Below are 17,925 nucleotides of genomic sequence, written 5' to 3'. Positions count from 1 at the left end.
TGTTGGCGGAAATATAGCGCAAGGTCGCGAACGGCGTATTTCAACTTTGTAATAACTGATGCATAAGATCGCAGGCGGCGCGGGACGTTACGTGTCGTTACATTCGACCCTGTTCGGAGCCAAAGCGTCGATATCGCCAACGCGACAACCTGGCTGCGCGACGAGAAATACATAGCAGAAAAACTTGGTTTGAACCGAGACGACGTCCTACTAGACTGCACGTCATCTTGTCATAACAAGTTCGAGCAATGTCGAAAACGACTCTCGTGCCGGTGCCCGCCGATTCGCCAACCGTATCGGCCGCGCCTCTTCCGCTCTACGCGCAGATCAAGGACGTCCTGCGTGAGCGCATACTCGACGGCAGCTACGCGCCGCACTCGCAGATGCCGTCGGAACACGAATTGTGCCGCATGTTCGACGTAAGCCGCATCACTGTGCGGCAGGCACTCGGCGATCTGCACAAGGAAGGTCTGCTGTTCAAGCTGCATGGCAAAGGCACGTTCGTCTCGAAGCCCAAGGCGTTTCAGAACGTCGCGTCGCTGCAGGGCTTTGCGGAGGCCATGTCGTCGATGGGCCATGAAATCGTCAACCAGCTGCGCAGTTGCAGAACTGTCGAAGCCGGACACCACATTGCCGCGCGTCTGAATCTTGCCGAGGGCGCGCCTGTCACCGAGATTCATCGTGTCCGGCTGCTCAATCGCGAGCCGGTGTCGCTCGAATTGACGTGGGTGCCGCAGGCGCTCGGCAAGCGCCTCGCGAACGCGGACCTCACGACACGCGACATATTTCTGATCCTCGAAAACGACTGCGGTGTGTCGCTAGGTCATGCCGATGTATCCATCGACGCGATTCTCGCCCACGACGACATCGTCGACGCATTGCGCGTCGAAGAAGGCAGCCCCGTGTTGCGTATCGAGCGACTCACGCATGACGCGTCGGGTCAGCCGGTCGATTTCGAATACCTGTACTTCCGCGGCGACGCCTTTCAGTACCGGCTGCGTATCGACCGTGAAAAAGACCTGCGAAAGAGCAGCAAAAACGCAATGGAGGCACGATGAACACGCATGTACTCGACTACGACGTCGTGGTGGTCGGCGGTGGAACGGCGGGCCCGATGGCCGCCATCAAGGCGAAGGAGCGCGATCCGTCGCTAAAGGTATTGCTGCTCGAGAAGGCCAACGTGAAGCGCAGCGGCGCGATCTCGATGGGCATGGACGGTCTGAACAACGCCGTGATTCCCGGTCACGCGACGCCCGAACAGTACACACGCGAGATCACGATCGCGAACGACGGCATCGTGGATCAGGAGGCCGTGTATGCGTACGCGCGCCATAGTTTCACGACGATCGAGGAACTGGACCGCTGGGGCGTCAAGTTCGAAAAGGACGGCAACGGCGACTATGCGGTGAAGAAAGTGCATCACATGGGCTCGTACGTGCTGCCGATGCCCGAGGGCCACGACATCAAGAAAGTCCTGTACAGGCAGCTTAAACGCGCACGTGTCGCAATCACCAACCGGATCGTCGCCACACGGCTATTGACCGATTCGCAAGGGCGCGTTTGCGGCGTGCTGGGCTTCGACTGCCGCACGGCCGACTTTTACGTGGTGCGCGCTAAAGCCGTCATACTGAGTTGCGGTGCCGCGGGAAGGCTCGGGCTGCCGGCATCGGGCTATCTGATGGGCACATACGAAAACCCGACTAATGCCGGCGACGGCTACGCCATGGCCTACCACGCAGGCGCCGCGCTCGCGAATCTCGAGTGTTTCCAGATCAACCCGCTCATCAAGGACTATAACGGCCCCGCTTGCGCGTATGTGACAGGGCCGCTCGGCGGCTTCACTGCGAATGGCAAGGGCGAACGCTTCATCGAATGCGATTACTGGAGCGGCCAGATGATGTGGGAGTTCTATCAGGAACTGCAAAGCGGCAATGGGCCTGTATTCCTGAAGCTCGACCATCTCGCGGAAGAAACGATCCAGACGATCGAACAGATTCTGCACACCAACGAGCGTCCGAGCCGCGGCCGCTTTCATGAAGGACGAGGCACCGATTACCGCACACAGATGATCGAGATGCACATTTCGGAAATCGGTTTTTGCAGCGGGCACAGTGCGTCGGGCGTGTACGTCAATGCGCGTGCGGAGACGACCGTGCCGGGCCTCTATGCCGCTGGCGACATGGCGGCAGTGCCGCACAACTACATGCTCGGTGCGTTTACCTACGGATGGTTCGCGGGTCACAACGCGGCAGAGTACGTAGCGGGCCGCGAACACGTCGCCGTCGACGAAGAACAGATCGACGCGGAACGCGCGCGCATTTATGCGCCGTTCGAGCGCGAGAACGGCATCGCGCCCGCGCAGGTCGAATACAAGCTGCGCCGCATGGTCAACGATTACCTGCAACCGCCGAAGGTCACACGCAAGATGGAAATCGGCCTGCAACGCTTTGCAGAAATCACTGAGGATATCGAATCGATATCGGCCACGCACCCACACGAACTGATGCGCGCGGCCGAGGTGCGTGCGATCCGCGATTGTGCGGAAATGGCCGCACGTGCGTCGCTTTTTCGAACCGAGAGCCGCTGGGGTCTTTACCACCATCGCGTGGATTACCCGCAGCGCGACGATGAGCAATGGTTCTGCCATACGCATCTGCGCAAGGACGCCAATGGCCGCATGACGAGCGAAAAGCGTGCGGTCGAACCCTATATCGTCGCGCTCAACGAAAACGAACGCGATGCCTATCGGAGCCTGCGGATCGGCGAGCCCGCCCTCGACCCCGCAACCGCCTGACGGAGTAACCAAATGTCTTTTACGCCACACGATATTTTCCAGCGCAGTTCAGCCCCCGTCACGATCGACGAAAGCAAGTGCATTGCTGAAAAAGGCTGCACTGTATGCGTCGATGTTTGCCCGCTCGATCTGCTCGCAATCGACATGAAAAAAGGCAAGGCGTATATGCAGTTCGACGAGTGCTGGTACTGCATGCCTTGCGAACAGGATTGTCCGACGGGCGCGGTGAAAGTGTCCATTCCGTATCTTCTGCGTTAAGCGATCCGCGACGTTCCTTCTTCCCATTCAAGTCCATCCATGTCCCACGCGACCGATCCGACCGAGCCGACCAATCCGGGCGATCCGCTCGATATCATGCCCGGGGAAGCAGCCGCCCTTCTGTCACGGCTCGCCGACAACGATGCCGTCGTGCGCCGCATTGCGCTGATCGAACTCGCCGATCTCGAGGACGTCTGCGTCGTAGCGCCCATCGTCGCAGCGCTACGGCGCGACACATCGCCCGAGGTGCGCGGCGAAGCGGCCCGTTTGCTTGCTTCATGGGAGCGCGGCGACGTGGTGGACGCTCTATGCAACGCATTGCTCGATCGCGACGCCGAGGTTCGCGCGAGTGCCGCGCAGAGCCTGTCGGAACTCAAGCAGGCGTCGTCTGGCGCGATACTGCTTGAGTGGCTTTAGAAACCCGACCCGTTCGTGCGCTCCGCGTTGTTGCGCGCGCTGCGCGAGCTGCGGGTCGCGGACGCGCTTGCACCCGCGCTGCAGGCACTCGCCGATGCGGACGCCAACGTGCGCGCCGAAGCCGTCGGCGTCCTGGGATGGTTGAAGAATTCCATTGCGCTAAGCCCGTTGGCATCTCTTGCGACCGGCGACGCCGATGCATCGATCCGGCGCGCCGCGACAGCGGCGCTCGGCTTCGCGCCGCCGGCCCACGCCGAGACAACGGCGGCGCTCCTCACCGCCCTGCACGACGACGCGTGGCAGGTGCGCGAGGAAGCTGCCACGACGCTCGGCAAACTGCGCGTCGCTGAATCGCGCGATGCGCTTATCGAAGCACTCGGCGACGCCTACTGGCAAGTACGTTTGCGGGCACTGCGCGCGTTGGGCCAGATCGGCGACGCCGCCAGCGCGACGCACGTCGCCGCCCTGCTCTCGCATCCGATTAGCAACGTGCGCAAGGAAGCCGCGCTTGCGCTCGGCGAAATCGGCGAAATGAGCGATGCGCAGATGCTCACCGCACTCGAAGCTGCACGAACCGACGCGGACCCGGAGGTACGCAAGGCGGTGCGCATCGCGCTGGCGCAGATCGCCGGGCGCCCACGATGAACGCGCCCGAGCTGGTGGCGATCGACGCGGCTAGCGCAAGCCTGTCCATGCGCTGGCCAGACGGTGCGGTCGCCCGGTTGCCGTTTGCCGTGCTGCGCTCGTCATGCATGTGCGCACAGTGTCGCAAGCGCAAGCTCGACGGAGATACGCCATCGACGTCATCCGACGTGAAGCTGCTCGACGCGCGGCCGTCGGGCTACGGCCTGCAACTCGTGTTCGACGACGGGCATGAGCGCGGAATCTTCCCTTGGGTTTATCTTGAGCGGCTGGCGAAGGATCTGCAGAAGGCGGAACGTCAGGGATCCAGAACGCTATAACGACCGCACGCCAGGCTGCTTACTCGCTACCTAATCACGAACATGGCCCGCTCAAATGAGAATCCTCCCATTTTTGCGACGAGCTCACGCACGGATACTCGTCGACCAGACAGGCACACCGCCGCGCATAACGATGAGATAGGCAATGAAAGTGTTTTTGTTGAGCGACCTCGTCGCTCATGAACTGGCGTGCATGCAGATTGACGGGAAGTGGCTCTCATTTGCGCATTTCACAGAGTCGGCGCAGCTTTGGGTCTCGCGTCATGCACCAGAACTCAAGTTTTCTGAGGCGTTCTTGCAGGAGATCGAACGTGAGGTTCTGGAGATTGCAACCCGACTCTCCGATAACCAAGCCGTTCCGGCAGACTACTCGCAATCACCGCGTCTGTTCGACGATCTTCTGACAGCCAACTACGCGCATCCTTTGGGCGAGCAAGCGCTGTCCGCAACGCTTGCAGCCTGCCGCGAAAAGGGTTCCTGCGGTGCTTTATGTGCGGCATTGAACGGTCGCACGCTGGTGCAAGGCGTCGCTTCCTGTGACGACGCGGCTGCGCAGGCGCTGACTTGCCACCCGGCGCTTTGCCGATTGGTGTGCCACGTGGCGGACCTCGCTGAGTTGGCTGATCTCAGTGACCGTGCCAATGCAGGCGAGAGTGCATGCGCCGATGGCAAGGACTACAGCGTCTGAACTGGCTAATGCGTCGACTCGGAGCGCGCTCGTGGTCTCCGGAGAAAAGGCGTCTGCGTTCCTTCGGCGCACGTTTGTCGACACGCCGCTCCTTGCCCCAGGCGGCGTATCCATGCAGTCCGGAATCTCGGATTGAGACTTCGTCGACCTGTATGTCAAGCGCGGGACGATCCGCGCGGCTCGGACCGCCCGCCTGTTGACGGACTGACAGTGTGTGCACGACGTGGTTCACCTCGATTGGTCCCGAGATCGTCTATGCCTGAAAAGTGGAGCGTTTCTCGAAGCCGAGGCGCGTCCATGTCACTCCGCTATTTCGATTCGCCTGTTGGACCGACGGGGTAACGACACGGAATACGGCTTGCAAACCCGCGACGCGTGCAAGCTCGATTGTTTCTTCTGGCGCGACGTCGAACATGCGACGCCCGCGCGGAACGGGCCCATGGCGCAACGACATGATCAACACGCCATCGTCTCGTAGAAGAGAACTCACGCGAGGCATCGCGCGGCGCCGCTGTTCGTGATCGAGATGCATCCACACCGCAGTCAGCATGACCACGTCGAACGTTTCGTTCATCGAATTGATGATGCGCAGATCGGGGAGACTGTCGTCAATCCATTGGACGCGCGACGACTGATGCAAGTTGATGGCTGCAGTGCGCAGTTCGTCGACCGGTTCGACGGCTACCACCGCGTGCCCCATCGCTGCTAACGCAGCCGCATCCGTTCCTATGCCCGCACCGATGTCGAGAACGCGCGACGGGGCGTCCGGCAGCAGGTGTAGAACCTGAGAGTGCTGGTCGGCGAACGAAATGCTCCGCCATCGCCGGATAAGACTCCCGGCTTCTTGCGCATAGCCTTCAGTGCCGCTGACCTTGACGAGCATTGACGGTGCCTCGGGTTCGACGGGTTCGTCGGATCGACTGCCTTGCCTTAAGCTGACTCGAATCAGGCGTATCTATCGAAAATCGACTTCCAGGCGCGTTCCGCCGCGCGGTTGTGGTGACGCGTGGCCGGAAACGTGCCACGGGCGGCCGGGCGTTACTCCGGCTGCTATGTCCGCGCCACTGTGTCGGGCGATTTCTCCGACCATACGCTGGCGAGTGATGCGCACCTTCACACCCGCAAAGCAGGCGCCCGTGGGTTTGTTTATTGTGCGCTGTTCGTCCACGTAAAGGCTCGCAAACTGAGCATGGATAGCCGCTTATTATGCGACCGACAAAACAAAAACCCCGTAAGTCTTCCGACTTACGGGGTTTCGCCACCATCACTGGCGGAGACGGAGGGATTCGAACCCTCGATCCAGGTTTTGGCCCAGATGCTCCCTTAGCAGGGGAGTGCCTTCGACCTCTCGGCCACGTCTCCCAAACTTTCGGTCGCGCAGGGAGTCAGCGCGACGAAGCCAAGATAATAGCGGGCCGAACCGCCAAGGTCAATGTCTGACGAACGCTTTTTGTGCCAATATCGTCATTGAATTGGGATTTTTTTCGCGCGCCCGCGCAAACAGATATAAACGACCGGGGCGCTCCTGTACGCCCCGCCGTTTGCGTCGAATTAAGCCTGATCCAGTTCGAACGCCTTATGCAGCGCGCGCACCGCGAGCTCCATATACTTCTCGTCGATCAGCACCGAAATCTTGATTTCGGAGGTCGAGATCATCTGGATATTGATGCCCTCTTCCGACAGCGTGCGGAACATCGTGCTCGCGATGCCCACGTGCGAACGCATGCCCACGCCCACCACCGAAACCTTCGACACCTTCGGATCGCCCAGCACCTGTTCGGCCTGAACGTGACCCTTCACCTGGTTCGTGAGAATGTCCATGGCGCGCTGATAATCGCCGCGACCCACCGTGAACGTGAAAGCCGTTTTGCCTTCGACGCTCTGATTCTGGATAATCATGTCGACGTCGATATTCGCGTCCGCCACCGGGCCGAGAATCTGATACGCAATGCCCGGCTTGTCGGGCACACCCATCACGGCGATGCGAGCTTCATCGCGCTGAAACGCGATACCCGAGATGACTGCTTTTTCCATGGTCTCGTCTTCTTCAAAAGTAATCAGGGTGCCCGACTTCATTTCAGTGTCGAGCGGGATGAGCGGATCGGTCAGGCTAGACAGCACGCGCGTCTTCACCTGATATTTGCCGGCGAATTCCACCGAGCGGATCTGCAGCACCTTGGAACCCAGGCTTGCCATTTCCAGCATTTCTTCGAACGTCACGCGGTCGAGCCGGCGCGCCTCTTCCACCACGCGCGGGTCGGTGGTGTACACGCCGTCGACGTCTGTATAGATCAGGCACTCGTCCGCCTTCAACGCAGCCGCGACCGCAACCGCCGAGGTATCGGAACCGCCGCGGCCGAGCGTGGTGATGTTGCCGTCAGGGTCGATACCCTGGAAGCCCGTGATTACCACCACCTTGCCCGCGTCGAGATCGCGCACAACGCGTTCGCCGTCGATCTCGCTGATGCGCGCTTTGGTGAACGCGCTGTCTGTCCTGACCGGCACTTGCCAGCCGGCGTAGCTGACCGCTTCAACACCGGCTTCCTGCAACGCGATGGCGAGCAGACCCGAGCTGACCTGCTCGCCCGTGGCGGCGATCATGTCGAGTTCGCGGGGGCTGGGCTGAGTCGTGATCTCTTTCGCGAGGCCGAGCAGGCGGTTCGTTTCGCCGGACATTGCCGACGGCACGACCACCATCTTGTGACCGGCCTTATGCCATTTCGCGACGCGCTTGGCGACGTTCTTGATGCGCTCGACGGAGCCCATCGAAGTGCCGCCGTATTTATGTACGATGAGTGCCATTGTCGTTCTGAACTGGAGGAGAAACCGCGCTGGCGCGCTCGCGACGACCGCACAAAAGCACAGGGGCGCAACGTCTCGTGAACGGCGGCAAAGTGTGTGGCGGCGTAAATGCAGCGCGCGTGCAGCACGCGCGGATTTGCCCGTGATTGATCGCTAATGGCTTACCGGAAAACTCGGATCACGATCGGAAAACCGACAAAAGCGACGGCAAAAGCGGGTCGGGCAAACAAGTTAACGTACCCGATCGTACGCAAAAAGACAAGCCGCAAAGCCCGCGGCGAGGCTTGCAATACCGCCAGCAAAGGCTTGCAGGGCGTGCGTCGGCACCTTTCTTCGTGGCCTCATTCGAACCGGAACTCGCGCCCCAATTGAAGACTCACAGTGTGATAACCGCGCGACCGACCGGCCGGTCAGGCGATCAGCAGATCCTCGCGCCACACGATCGTTACGCTGGCCTCGCCGGGCGACATCTGTAGCTGCAACGCCGCGCGATTCACGCCGAGCAACGGCACGAACAGCAGTTCATCGCCGATATAAAGCAGCGGCACCTCGCGCTTCCACGCAGGAATGCCGCGTTCCTGGAACAGGTTCTTGAGGGTCCGACTGGGCGCGCCGGGCGCATCGCTCGTGCGCATGCGCTCGCCGCCGCTGCGCGAACGCGCGCTCAGCAACCCACGCTGGAAGACGCTAACCGGAATCGCATCGGCATGCGCAGCATTAGTCGACGAAGTCACCTCGACCGCTTCAAACACATACGTGCCGCGCCATTGCGGCAAACGCCACGTCGCTTCGCCGTGCCAGGCAAATTCGCTGATCTCGCGTTCGACGAACGCGGACTCGTCGGCGGAATCGCTGCTATCGCCTGCTTCCCAATACACGAGTCCTCGATAGCTGCGCAACGCATGCCCTGCGTGGTCGATACGCAAGCGGTGCCCGTCGCCGCCCTCGCCCACTTCACGCAGTTGACGAAGCGCGTCGCCAAGACGCGCGCTCGATGCGGCGACGAAGCCCTGCGAGCGCATCCAGTAACGCATCAGGTTGAGCGCGCGGTCGTCGTCGAGGGCGATGAGTGCGTCGTGCGAGAGCGCACGCCCATCGTCGCGCGAGACAACGTCGAGGTCGATACGCGCGAGTTGGTCCAGCAAGCGTTGCGCTGCCGCGGCGTGCGACGCGGTGCGGGCCAGGGCATCGCGAAAACCGGGAAAGTGCACGGCCAACGCGGGCGTGACCTGGTGGCGCAGCGCGTTGCGGGCATATCGCGTGTCCGCGTTCGATTCGTCGTCGACCCAGCGCAGATGGCGTGCGCTCGCATACTGTTCGAGTTGCGCGCGCAGCAGATGAAGCAAGGGCCGCACGCGCACCGCCGCTGCACCCGCTGGCGAAAACTCCGGCGCCATTGCCGCCAGACCTGCGAGGCCGGCGCCGCGCAGCAGTTGCAGCAGCACGGTTTCCGCCTGATCGTCCGCGTGCTGCGCGAGCCATAGCGAATGAACGCCGTGCTCCTCACAAAGCGCGTTCAACGCGCGATAGCGGGCCTCGCGCGCGGCGGCCTCCACGCTTACACCCGCATCACGCGACACCTCGACGCGACGCGCCGCGAATTCGACGCCGCGTTCCAGTGCGAACGCATCACAGTGGGCGAGCCACGCATCGGCGTTAGCGCTCAAGCCGTGATGCACATGGAGCGCCAAGCAACGCGACGCGCCCGCGACACGCACGGCCGCATCGAGCAGCACGCTCGAATCGACGCCGCCGCTGAATGCGACCGCGATCCGCGCACTAGAAGGCAAAGCGGCAAGCGCAACGCCGACCGCCTCGAGAACGAGGCGGTCGGTGGGCGATTCAGAGGTAGGAGTCACGTCGTTCAGCGCAGTATTAAAGCGTCATGCGCCGATGGACGAAGAGAGAACGCACGGGCTTAGGCGCCCGGCGTTGTCTCCTTGAACTTGCCGTATGACATCAGGCGTTCGAAACGGCGTTGACGCAGGTCGTTGATACTCATGCCCTGGAACTGGCGCAGCGAATCGGCGAGCGCACGGCGCAGCATGGCAGCCATGCCCTTCGGGTCGCGATGCGCGCCGCCGAGCGGCTCGTTGACGATCTTGTCGATCAGGCCGAGCGCTTTCAGACGATGCGCGGTGAGGCCGAGCGCTTCCGCTGCTTCCGGCGCTTTCGCCGCGCTCTTCCACAGAATCGACGCGCAGCCCTCCGGCGAGATCACCGAATAGGTCGAGAATTGCAGCATCAGCACGTTGTCGCCGACCGCGATGGCAAGCGCGCCGCCCGAACCGCCTTCGCCGATGATCGTCGCGATCAGCGGCGTTTTCAGTTCTGCCATCACATACAGATTGCGGCCGATGGCTTCCGACTGCCCGCGCTCCTCAGCACCGATGCCAGGATACGCGCCCGGCGTGTCGATGAACGTGAAGATCGGCAGGCTGAATTTCTCGGCAAGACGCATGAGACGCTCGGCCTTGCGATAGCCTTCCGGACGCGGCATGCCGAAGTTGCGCAGCGCGCGCTCTTTCGTGTCGCGACCCTTCTGATGACCGATCACCATGCAGGCCTGGCCGTTGAAACGCGCGAGGCCGCCGACGATCGACAGGTCGTCCGCATAGTTGCGGTCGCCATGCAGTTCGTGGAAATCGGTGAAGAGTTCGTTCACATAGTCGAATGTGTACGGGCGCTGCGGATGTCGGGCGATTTGCGAAACCTGCCACGGCGTGAGGTTCGCATACAGATCTTTCGTGAGCTGCTGGCTTTTCTTGGACAGCCGCTCGATCTCTTCCGAAATATCGACGGCCGAATCGTCCTGCACGAAGCGCAATTCTTCGATCTTTGCTTCGAGTTCAGCGATCGGCTGTTCGAAATCCAGAAAGGTGGTCTTCATTGGTTTTAATCCTTGGACTTACCGGCAGCGCGTATTCTAACCGCGCTCGCCGATGTCTAAACCACTTCGCAACTATCAATACTTAACAATTGATAGTCGCGAAGCGGCATCGCTTCTTGTTTGCTTCAGTAGTCGACCGGCAATGGATCCAGACTACGCCACATATACCAGGTGGCGACGGTGCGCCACGGCTCCCAGTTCGCTGCGACCTCGCGCGCTTCACTGCGCGTGACGGGCTCGCCGCTAAAATAATTGACGCTGATTGCGCGAATCAGACCGAGGTCGTCGAGCGGCAGCACATCCGGACGCGACAGGTTGAAGATCAGGAACATCTCCGCGGTCCAGCGGCCGATGCCGCGAATCTGCGTGAGCTCGGCGATCACGGCCTCGTCTTCCATCGACCTCCACTTGCCGACGTGCAGCGCACCCGAGACGAAGTGCTGCGCGAGATCGAGCACGTACTCCGCCTTGCGTCTCGACAAGCCGCAGGCAGTCAGCTTTTCCTGACCCAGCTTGATGAACTGCTGCGGCACGAGCTTCGGACATGCGGCCGCGACTTTCGCCCAAACGGCCTGTGCGGACGCCACCGAAATCTGCTGACCGACGACCGAGCGCGCGAGCGTGACAAACGGGTCGCCGCGACTTAGCAGATGCACCGGACCGAACTTCGGAATCAGCTTCTTCAGAATGCGATCGCGCTTGACGAGATCGGCACACGCCTTGTCCCAGTAGTCGGGACGCGTCACTTCGGGTACGAGGCCGCCGATCTGCACCGGCACCGCGACTTCGCTTGCGCTCGCCGCTTCGCCGACCGCCGGGGACGACGCACGCGTCTTGCGCACAATCTCGCCTCCGTCACCCTCTTGCGCCTTGGCGACACGCGCGAGTTCCTGAACGTCGCCTGCAAGTTCGGCGGGCAACGCGCCGTTGCTGCTGCCGCTATTCAAGCGCGACGTTTTGCCGGACGATGCTTTCCCGCGTTTCGCAACCGGCGCGTGCACGGACGTGCCGTTGAGCGCACGTTTTACCGCAGTCTTTTTCGACGCGCCGGCCGCGGTCTTGTCCGCCGCGCCCGCGCCTTTCGACGATGCTGCTTTCACCGCGCCGCTTGCCGTGCGAGCCGACGTTCGAGTCGACTTTGCCGCGGCTGCTGCGTTTGTTTGAGACGTGGCTCGTTTAGCCGGCGTCTTCGTGGCCGTTGCCATCCTGCCTCCTGCCTGGCGAGTCGTTCAGAGGGAAGTACGAGGTGCGCTCACACGCGCCGCCACTCGGTCAACCCGCCGGGTTTGTCTTCAAGTGCAACGCCGGCCTCGAGCAATTCGGCCCGGATCCGGTCTGCTGCCGCATAGTCTTTCGCCTGCTTGGCGGCCACACGCTCGGCGATCTTCGCTTCGATCGCGGCGGGTTCGAGCGCGTCTTGTACCGCGGCGCCCGCTGCCTGCTGCAGGTACGCACGCGGCTCGCGCCCGAGCAACCCGAGCACCGCGCTGAGCGAGCGCAATTGACGGGCCAGCGCGGGGTCGCGCGTGCGGTTTACTTCAGTTGCCAACTCGAACAACACCGACACCGCAACCGGCGTGTTGAAGTCGTCGTTCATTGCTGCCCGGAAACGTTGCGCATGCGCTTCGTTCCAGTCGAGCGCGGCGCCGTCCGGCGTGACGTCCTTCAGCGCGGTGTATAAACGGCCGAGGGCGTTGCGGGCGTCGTCGATATGCACGTCGCTGTAATTCAACGGCGAACGGTAATGCGCGCGTGCGATGAAAAAACGCACGACCTCGGCATCGTACTGCGCCAATACTTCGCGAATCGTAAAGAAATTATTCAACGACTTCGACATCTTCTCATTGTCGATCTGCACGTAGCCGTTGTGCATCCAGTAATTCACGAAGGTTTGACCGGTAGCAGCTTCGCTCTGCGCGATTTCGTTTTCGTGGTGCGGGAACTGCAAGTCCTGCCCGCCGCCATGAATGTCGAAGCGTTCGCCGAGCAACGTGCAACCCATAGCCGAGCATTCGATATGCCAACCGGGACGGCCGCGTCCGTACTTCGAATCCCACCCGGTGTCGGCCGGTTCGCCGGCCTTCGACTGCTTCCACAACACGAAGTCGAGCGGATCTTCTTTGGCGTCGTTTGCGGCAACGCGCTCGCCCGCGCGTAAATCTTCCAGAGACTTGCCGGAAAGCTTGCCGTAGCCAGCGAACTTGCGCACCGCGTAGTTCACGTCGCCGTCGCTCGCCTGATACGCGTAGCCGTTCGCTTCGAGCTTCTCGATCATGCCGAGCATCTGAGGAATGAAGTCGGTGGCGCGCGGCTCGATATCGGGCCGCGCGATGCCGAGCGCGTCCGCGTCTTCATGCAATGCATCGATGAAGCGATCGGTCAGCGACTTGATCGTCTCGCCGTTTTCGACGGCGCGGCGAATGATCTTGTCGTCGATGTCCGTGATATTGCGCACGTACGTGACCTCGTAGCCGAGCGTGCGCAACCACCGCTGCACGATGTCGAATACGACCATCACGCGCGCATGACCGACGTGACAATAGTCGTACACGGTCATCCCGCAGACGTACATCCGCACGACGCCTGTTTGCAGGGGCACGAAAGTTTGCTTGTCACGCGCGAGCGTGTTGTAGATGCGCAGTGATTCCATAGAGAACGGTGCGTGGGCCGAAAGAAATCCGCAATGTGTTTCGTGCGTGCCGTCCCGCAAACACAAGACGGCCGGGACGAACATTTGCCTGACTGTTACCTGACTCCAAGCCGGGCTGTTGCTTGACTATTACCCAACTGTGTCTGGCTATGTCCGGCTCTTGCCCGACTGTTGAAACACGCACAGCAGCAAACCGGTGCACCTGGTGCGGCGGTCAGACTGCTATCAAGGCGGAGACGACCACGAGTGGCGAAAAGACAGCCGGCGGTTCGACGGAACGCGCAGACCTTTTGTTAGAATGGCTCGGAGTATAACATCCAGACCCGAGCCTATGAAACCTTCCAGCGGCCGCGCGCGCAGCGCTGCGACCCTTGCCGCGACGGCCTTCGAGAGCCCCGTGCGCAGCGCCCGCCGCGGCATTGCGCGCGACGTTGCACGCAGCCTCGCACGCGCCGTCACGTTGCGCTTTACCGTGGCTGTCGCCCTTGGCATTGTGCCGGGCGCCGCCGCGTTCGCGCAGAAGACGCCGACCGTCTCGCAAGGTCCCGCAGTGCGCGACAACACGCCTGAAATCGACGCGTCCATCGCGCAGAAAGACTGGCAGGCCTCGTTGACGCAGCTCGACGCGCGCATCGCCTCGAACCCGCGCGACGCGCAGGCTAAGTTCAAGCGCGCCACGGTGCTCTCGCATCTGAACCGCGACGACGAAGCGATCACCGCGTTCACCGAACTCACGCAGTTGTACCCCGAGTTGCCCGAGCCGTATAACAATCTCGCCGCGCTGTACGCAAAGCACGGCCGTTATGTGGAAGCACGCGCGGCGCTTGAAACCGCGACCAAGGTGAACCCGGGCTACGGCCTCGCTTATGAGAACCTGGGCGACCTCTACCTGCGCATGGCCAACGAAGCGTACCGGCGCGCGCAGAGCCTCGGAAAGGCAAGCGCCACGACCACGCAGCGCATCGCCGACATTCAGAAGATCGTGTCGCCGCCCAAAACGGGCAAGTCGACCAAACGAGCCGCTGCAGTGCAAGAGAACTATACGGACCGCGCCACGGCGAACATGACGCAAACGCCGAGCTTCCAGTACGGCGGCGCAAACGGCTCGCTCGCCATGCCGCCTTACATGGCGCCCTCGCAATAACGCCGCCACGCTCGCGGTCATACGTTTTTTCCAACCCTGAGGATCTTCATGAAATGGTTGATGTTGGCGCTCGGCAGCGCCGCCCTGATCGCAAACGCACCCGCGTACGCGCAGTCCGGTTCGCAAGCCGCGCATCCGTCCGTCCTCCTCAAGACGTCGGAAGGCGATATTCGCGTCGAGTTGTATCCTGAGAAAGCGCCTAAGACAGTCGCCAACTTTCTCGACTATGTGAAGTCCGGTCAGTACAGCGGTACGATCTTTCATCGGGTCATTCGCGGCTTCATGATTCAGGGCGGCGGTTATACGCAGAGCTTCGCTGAAAAGCCCACGCGCGCGCCGATTCCGCTCGAAAGCCGTAACGGTCTGAAGAACATGGCAGGCACACTGGCGATGGCGCGCACCAGCGATCCGAATTCGGCCACTGCGCAGTTCTTCATCAACACGGTGGACAACGCCGGCCTCGACTATCCGAATCCGGACGGCAACGGCTATGCAGTGTTCGGCAAGGTCACGAGCGGCATGGAGGTCGTGAAGAAGATCGAAGGCACGCCCACCACCACGCGCGGCCCGATGGGCGACGTTCCCCAGAAGCCGGTGGTGATTGAATCGGCTAGCGTCGTCAGCAGCAAGTAACAGTAGAAGAGCACTAACGGAACACGGAACGCTCGCATCCAAGCGTCAGATCACGCCCCGGCGCGGCCCGCCGTCGAATGCATGAAGCGCCAGGCAAGCGCACGAAAGCACACGACGGCTCACCGCGCCTCTTCCACCCACCCTGTTCATCAAAGGATTCCATCATGGTTGAACTGCATACGAACCACGGCGTCATCAAACTCGAACTGGACGCCGAGAAAGCGCCGAAGTCGGTTGAGAACTTCCTCAACTACGTGAAGGCCGGCCACTATGACAACACGGTATTCCACCGTGTGATCGACGGCTTCATGATTCAGGGCGGCGGCTTCGAACCCGGCATGAAGCAGAAGCCGACGGCCGAGCCGATCAACAACGAAGCGAACAACGGCCTGAAGAACGTGAACGGCTCCGTCGCAATGGCTCGCACCAACGACCCGCATTCGGCAACCGCGCAATTCTTCATCAACGTGAACGACAACGACTTCCTGAACCACTCGTCGCCCACACCGCAAGGCTGGGGCTATGCAGTGTTCGGCAAGGTGGTCGAAGGCCTGGACATCGTCGAGAAGATCAAGAAGGTCAAGACGGGTTCGAAGGGTTTTCATCAGGACGTGCCGGTTGACGACGTCGTGATCGAAAAGGCCGTGATCGTCGACTGATTGCCGGTCGCACGCGCGCTCACACTATAAAAACCAGACTCAGGCACCTTCAATGCTGCAAGAAACGCCGCTGCGAAGCGTCGCCGCGGGCGTGCCTGGCGAGGGCAAACGCCCGCACGCCGCACGCCCGTTTTTGTTTGTCTCCGACATTCATTTGAGCGGGGCGATTCCGCGCACGGTCGCCGCGTTCGAACACTTCATTCGCGTCACAGCCGACCAGGCGGATTCCGTTTTCATTCTCGGCGATCTGTTCGAATACTGGATCGGCGACGACATGCTCGCCGAGCCGTTCGTCGCGCGCATGGCCGCGCTGTTGCACACGCTGACAGAGCGCGGTATCGCGCTCTACATCATGCATGGCAATCGCGATTTTCTGCTCGGCAAGCGCTTCATGAAAGCAGCTGGCGCAATCTGGCTACCCGATCCGTTCGTGATCACGGCATTCGGCACGCGCATCGCGCTCGCGCACGGCGATCGCCTGTGCACCGCCGATCGCGGTTATCAGATCTTCCGTGGCTTGGCGCGCAACCGTCTCGCGCAGATGCTGTTTCTCGCGTCGCCGTTTTCGTGGCGTCAGGCGCTCGCGGAAAATATGCGGTCGAAAAGCGAACATGGCCGGTCGCGGCCGGTCTCGCTGAAATACGACGTGACCCCGAAAGGCGTCGCGTCGTTATTCAAATGGTCCAAAGCTGCAACCATGATTCACGGGCACACGCACCGCCCTGCGCGTCACCGTGAGCCCGGCGGAATACGCTGGGTACTGCCGGACTGGGATCTCGATCATGGCGAACGGCGCGGGGGTTATCTGCGTATCGACGCCGATGGGATCCGGGCGTTGCCGCTCGACTGAGCGCGATGCGTGCGTGCTCTTAGCCGCCGCGCGCCGCGCGCAGCGGCGTCGCCGCTGATACACCGCCGACTCAGATCAACGCCCCACCACCGCCCCGTCCAGCTTGCCCGCAATCGCCGCCGACAGGCGCCGCAAATCCAGCAGCGCTGCGTCAGCGCCTTGCAGTCCTTCGAGACTCGTGCCGAGATGCTCGAGCGCCATAACGATTTCGTCGATGCGTTTGGCTTGCGTGGCCGCATGATCGATGAGCCCGTGAATGGCGAGCGACACGGGATCGTCGGCATTCGGCGTGATGCCGTATGCGCAGAAGCCGCTGCGCTCGACGGCGAGCTTGCCGCTCTCCGGACTCGTGCCGTTAGCGGAAGCGGGTTCATTCGTTGCAGCATCGCGAGCCGCGCTCACGCCGCCGTTGGCAGCCGCATTTGGAGCCGAATTGGCAGCCGCATTGGCAACCCCGTTGTTCCCAGCATTGGCAGCGGCCCTCGTAACGACAGCAGCCACGGCAGCCGCAGCAGTCGCGGAAGCAGTTGAAGCCGCCGCCGGCACGATGACTCGCGCCGGATTGCCCACAGCGGTGCCGCCAGCCGGCACGGGTTTGGTCACCACCGCATTCGATCCGATCTTCGCGTCCGCGCCTATCGTGAAACCGCCTAACACCTTCGCGCCCGCACCCACGATCACGCCGCGCTCGAGCGTCGGATGCCGTTTCGCGCCGCGCGTGAGCGACGTGCCGCCGAGCGTCACGCCCTGATAGATCGTGCAATCGTCGCCGATCTGCGCGGTCTCGCCGATCACCACGCCCATGCCGTGATCGATGAACACACGCCGCCCGACCGTCGCCCCCGGATGAATTTCAATGCCCGTCATAAAGCGCGCCATCTGCGAGACGAAACGCCCGAGCCAGCGGCGCCGCGCCTGCCAGCATGCATGCGCGAGCCTGTGAAGCACCAATGCGTGCAAGCCCGGATAACACGTGAGCACTTCCCAGGCACTGCGGGCAGCGGGATCGCGCTCGCGGATCGTGGCAATGTCTTCGCGAAGTCTCGTGAACATGGCAGGGACTGTGTTGTGTGGGAAGGAGACCGCATGCGCGAACCGCAATGCGCGTGCAGCAGCGCCGCATAGCAGCACGGCAGCTTTGCTTAGAACGTTTCGAGGATTGTAGGGCGGTTCCCGAA

16 protein-coding genes, 1 tRNA gene and 1 pseudogene are annotated in these 17,925 nt (G+C 61.9%); 10 read left to right on the top strand and 8 right to left on the bottom strand.

Annotated features, from left to right (window positions below; genetic code table 11):
* Window positions 1-248 precede the first annotated feature (248 nt).
* From RW095_RS25675 to RW095_RS25650, 6 genes and pseudogenes are all read left to right on the top strand, one after another.
* Window positions 249-1,058: a GntR family transcriptional regulator gene (locus RW095_RS25675; protein ID WP_317021670.1), complete on the top strand. Its 810-nt coding sequence runs from the start codon at window positions 249-251 to the stop codon at window positions 1,056-1,058.
* On the top strand, window positions 1,055-2,794 hold the full coding sequence (locus RW095_RS25670; protein ID WP_317021669.1) for a fumarate reductase/succinate dehydrogenase flavoprotein subunit: 1,740 nt from the start codon (window positions 1,055-1,057) through the stop codon (window positions 2,792-2,794). The genes RW095_RS25675 and RW095_RS25670 overlap by 4 nt, the downstream gene beginning before the upstream one ends.
* A 12-nt stretch (window positions 2,795-2,806) precedes the next feature.
* Window positions 2,807-3,052: a 4Fe-4S dicluster domain-containing protein gene (locus tag RW095_RS25665; RefSeq protein WP_020065580.1), complete on the top strand. Its 246-nt coding sequence runs from the start codon at window positions 2,807-2,809 to the stop codon at window positions 3,050-3,052.
* Window positions 3,053-3,091: 39 nt separating this feature from the next.
* A pseudogene (locus tag RW095_RS25660) lies at window positions 3,092-4,114 on the top strand (HEAT repeat domain-containing protein).
* Complete coding sequence (locus RW095_RS25655) at window positions 4,111-4,431, top strand: gamma-butyrobetaine hydroxylase-like domain-containing protein (RefSeq protein ID WP_317021668.1); 321 nt, start codon at window positions 4,111-4,113, stop codon at window positions 4,429-4,431. The pseudogene RW095_RS25660 and the gene RW095_RS25655 overlap by 4 nt, the downstream one beginning before the upstream one ends.
* A 145-nt stretch (window positions 4,432-4,576) precedes the next feature.
* A complete protein-coding gene (locus tag RW095_RS25650) occupies window positions 4,577-5,119 on the top strand; it encodes a hypothetical protein (protein ID WP_317021667.1) in 543 nt (180 codons plus the stop codon).
* 253 nt (window positions 5,120-5,372) lie between these two features.
* Here RW095_RS25650 and RW095_RS25645 read toward each other — a convergent pair whose 3' ends face one another.
* The 7 genes from RW095_RS25645 to cysS all read right to left on the bottom strand — a co-directional run bounded on the left by RW095_RS25645 (window position 5,373) and on the right by cysS (window position 13,461).
* Window positions 5,373-6,002: a class I SAM-dependent methyltransferase gene (locus RW095_RS25645; RefSeq protein ID WP_317021666.1), complete on the bottom strand. Its 630-nt coding sequence runs from the start codon at window positions 6,000-6,002 to the stop codon at window positions 5,373-5,375.
* A gap of 385 nt (window positions 6,003-6,387) precedes the next feature.
* Window positions 6,388-6,481, bottom strand: a tRNA-Ser gene (locus tag RW095_RS25640).
* Between the two features lie 189 nt (window positions 6,482-6,670).
* Window positions 6,671-7,921: an aspartate kinase gene (locus tag RW095_RS25635; protein WP_317021665.1), complete on the bottom strand. Its 1,251-nt coding sequence runs from the start codon at window positions 7,919-7,921 to the stop codon at window positions 6,671-6,673.
* 410 nt (window positions 7,922-8,331) lie between these two features.
* The gene (gene tilS / locus RW095_RS25630) at window positions 8,332-9,780 is read right to left on the bottom strand and encodes a tRNA lysidine(34) synthetase TilS (protein WP_317021664.1); all 1,449 of its coding nucleotides are present in this window, start codon (window positions 9,778-9,780) and stop codon (window positions 8,332-8,334) included.
* 59 nt (window positions 9,781-9,839) lie between these two features.
* The gene (locus RW095_RS25625) at window positions 9,840-10,811 is read right to left on the bottom strand and encodes an acetyl-CoA carboxylase carboxyltransferase subunit alpha (RefSeq protein ID WP_317021663.1); all 972 of its coding nucleotides are present in this window, start codon (window positions 10,809-10,811) and stop codon (window positions 9,840-9,842) included.
* Window positions 10,812-10,936: 125 nt separating this feature from the next.
* Entirely contained in the window at window positions 10,937-12,016 is a 1,080-nt protein-coding gene (locus RW095_RS25620) for an endonuclease III domain-containing protein (protein ID WP_317021662.1), read from the bottom strand.
* A gap of 47 nt (window positions 12,017-12,063) precedes the next feature.
* Window positions 12,064-13,461: a cysteine--tRNA ligase gene (cysS, locus tag RW095_RS25615; protein WP_317021661.1), complete on the bottom strand. Its 1,398-nt coding sequence runs from the start codon at window positions 13,459-13,461 to the stop codon at window positions 12,064-12,066.
* 331 nt (window positions 13,462-13,792) lie between these two features.
* On the opposite strand from cysS, the gene RW095_RS25610 reads away from it, so the two are divergent.
* From RW095_RS25610 to RW095_RS25595, 4 genes are all read left to right on the top strand, one after another.
* Window positions 13,793-14,605, top strand: a complete 813-nt coding sequence (locus RW095_RS25610) for a tetratricopeptide repeat protein (RefSeq protein WP_317021660.1) — start codon at window positions 13,793-13,795, stop codon at window positions 14,603-14,605.
* Between the two features lie 48 nt (window positions 14,606-14,653).
* Window positions 14,654-15,238, top strand: coding sequence for a peptidylprolyl isomerase (locus RW095_RS25605; RefSeq protein WP_317021659.1), 585 nt, complete (start codon window positions 14,654-14,656; stop codon window positions 15,236-15,238).
* Window positions 15,239-15,402: 164 nt separating this feature from the next.
* Window positions 15,403-15,897, top strand: coding sequence for a peptidylprolyl isomerase (locus tag RW095_RS25600; protein ID WP_128589675.1), 495 nt, complete (start codon window positions 15,403-15,405; stop codon window positions 15,895-15,897).
* Between the two features lie 52 nt (window positions 15,898-15,949).
* A complete protein-coding gene (locus tag RW095_RS25595) occupies window positions 15,950-16,747 on the top strand; it encodes a UDP-2,3-diacylglucosamine diphosphatase (RefSeq protein ID WP_317021658.1) in 798 nt (265 codons plus the stop codon).
* A 75-nt stretch (window positions 16,748-16,822) separates the two neighbouring features.
* On the opposite strand, the gene cysE is transcribed toward RW095_RS25595, so the two are convergent.
* Entirely contained in the window at window positions 16,823-17,800 is a 978-nt protein-coding gene (gene cysE, locus RW095_RS25590; protein WP_317021657.1) for a serine O-acetyltransferase, read from the bottom strand.
* Window positions 17,801-17,925: the final 125 nt, after the last annotated feature.

This window comes from Paraburkholderia kirstenboschensis (genome assembly GCF_032806925.1).
In the GTDB taxonomy this organism is placed as follows: Bacteria; Pseudomonadota; Gammaproteobacteria; order Burkholderiales; family Burkholderiaceae; genus Paraburkholderia; species Paraburkholderia kirstenboschensis.
Note: the sequence above shows the minus strand (reverse complement) of the source record. Positions and strands in the feature narration are given on the sequence as shown.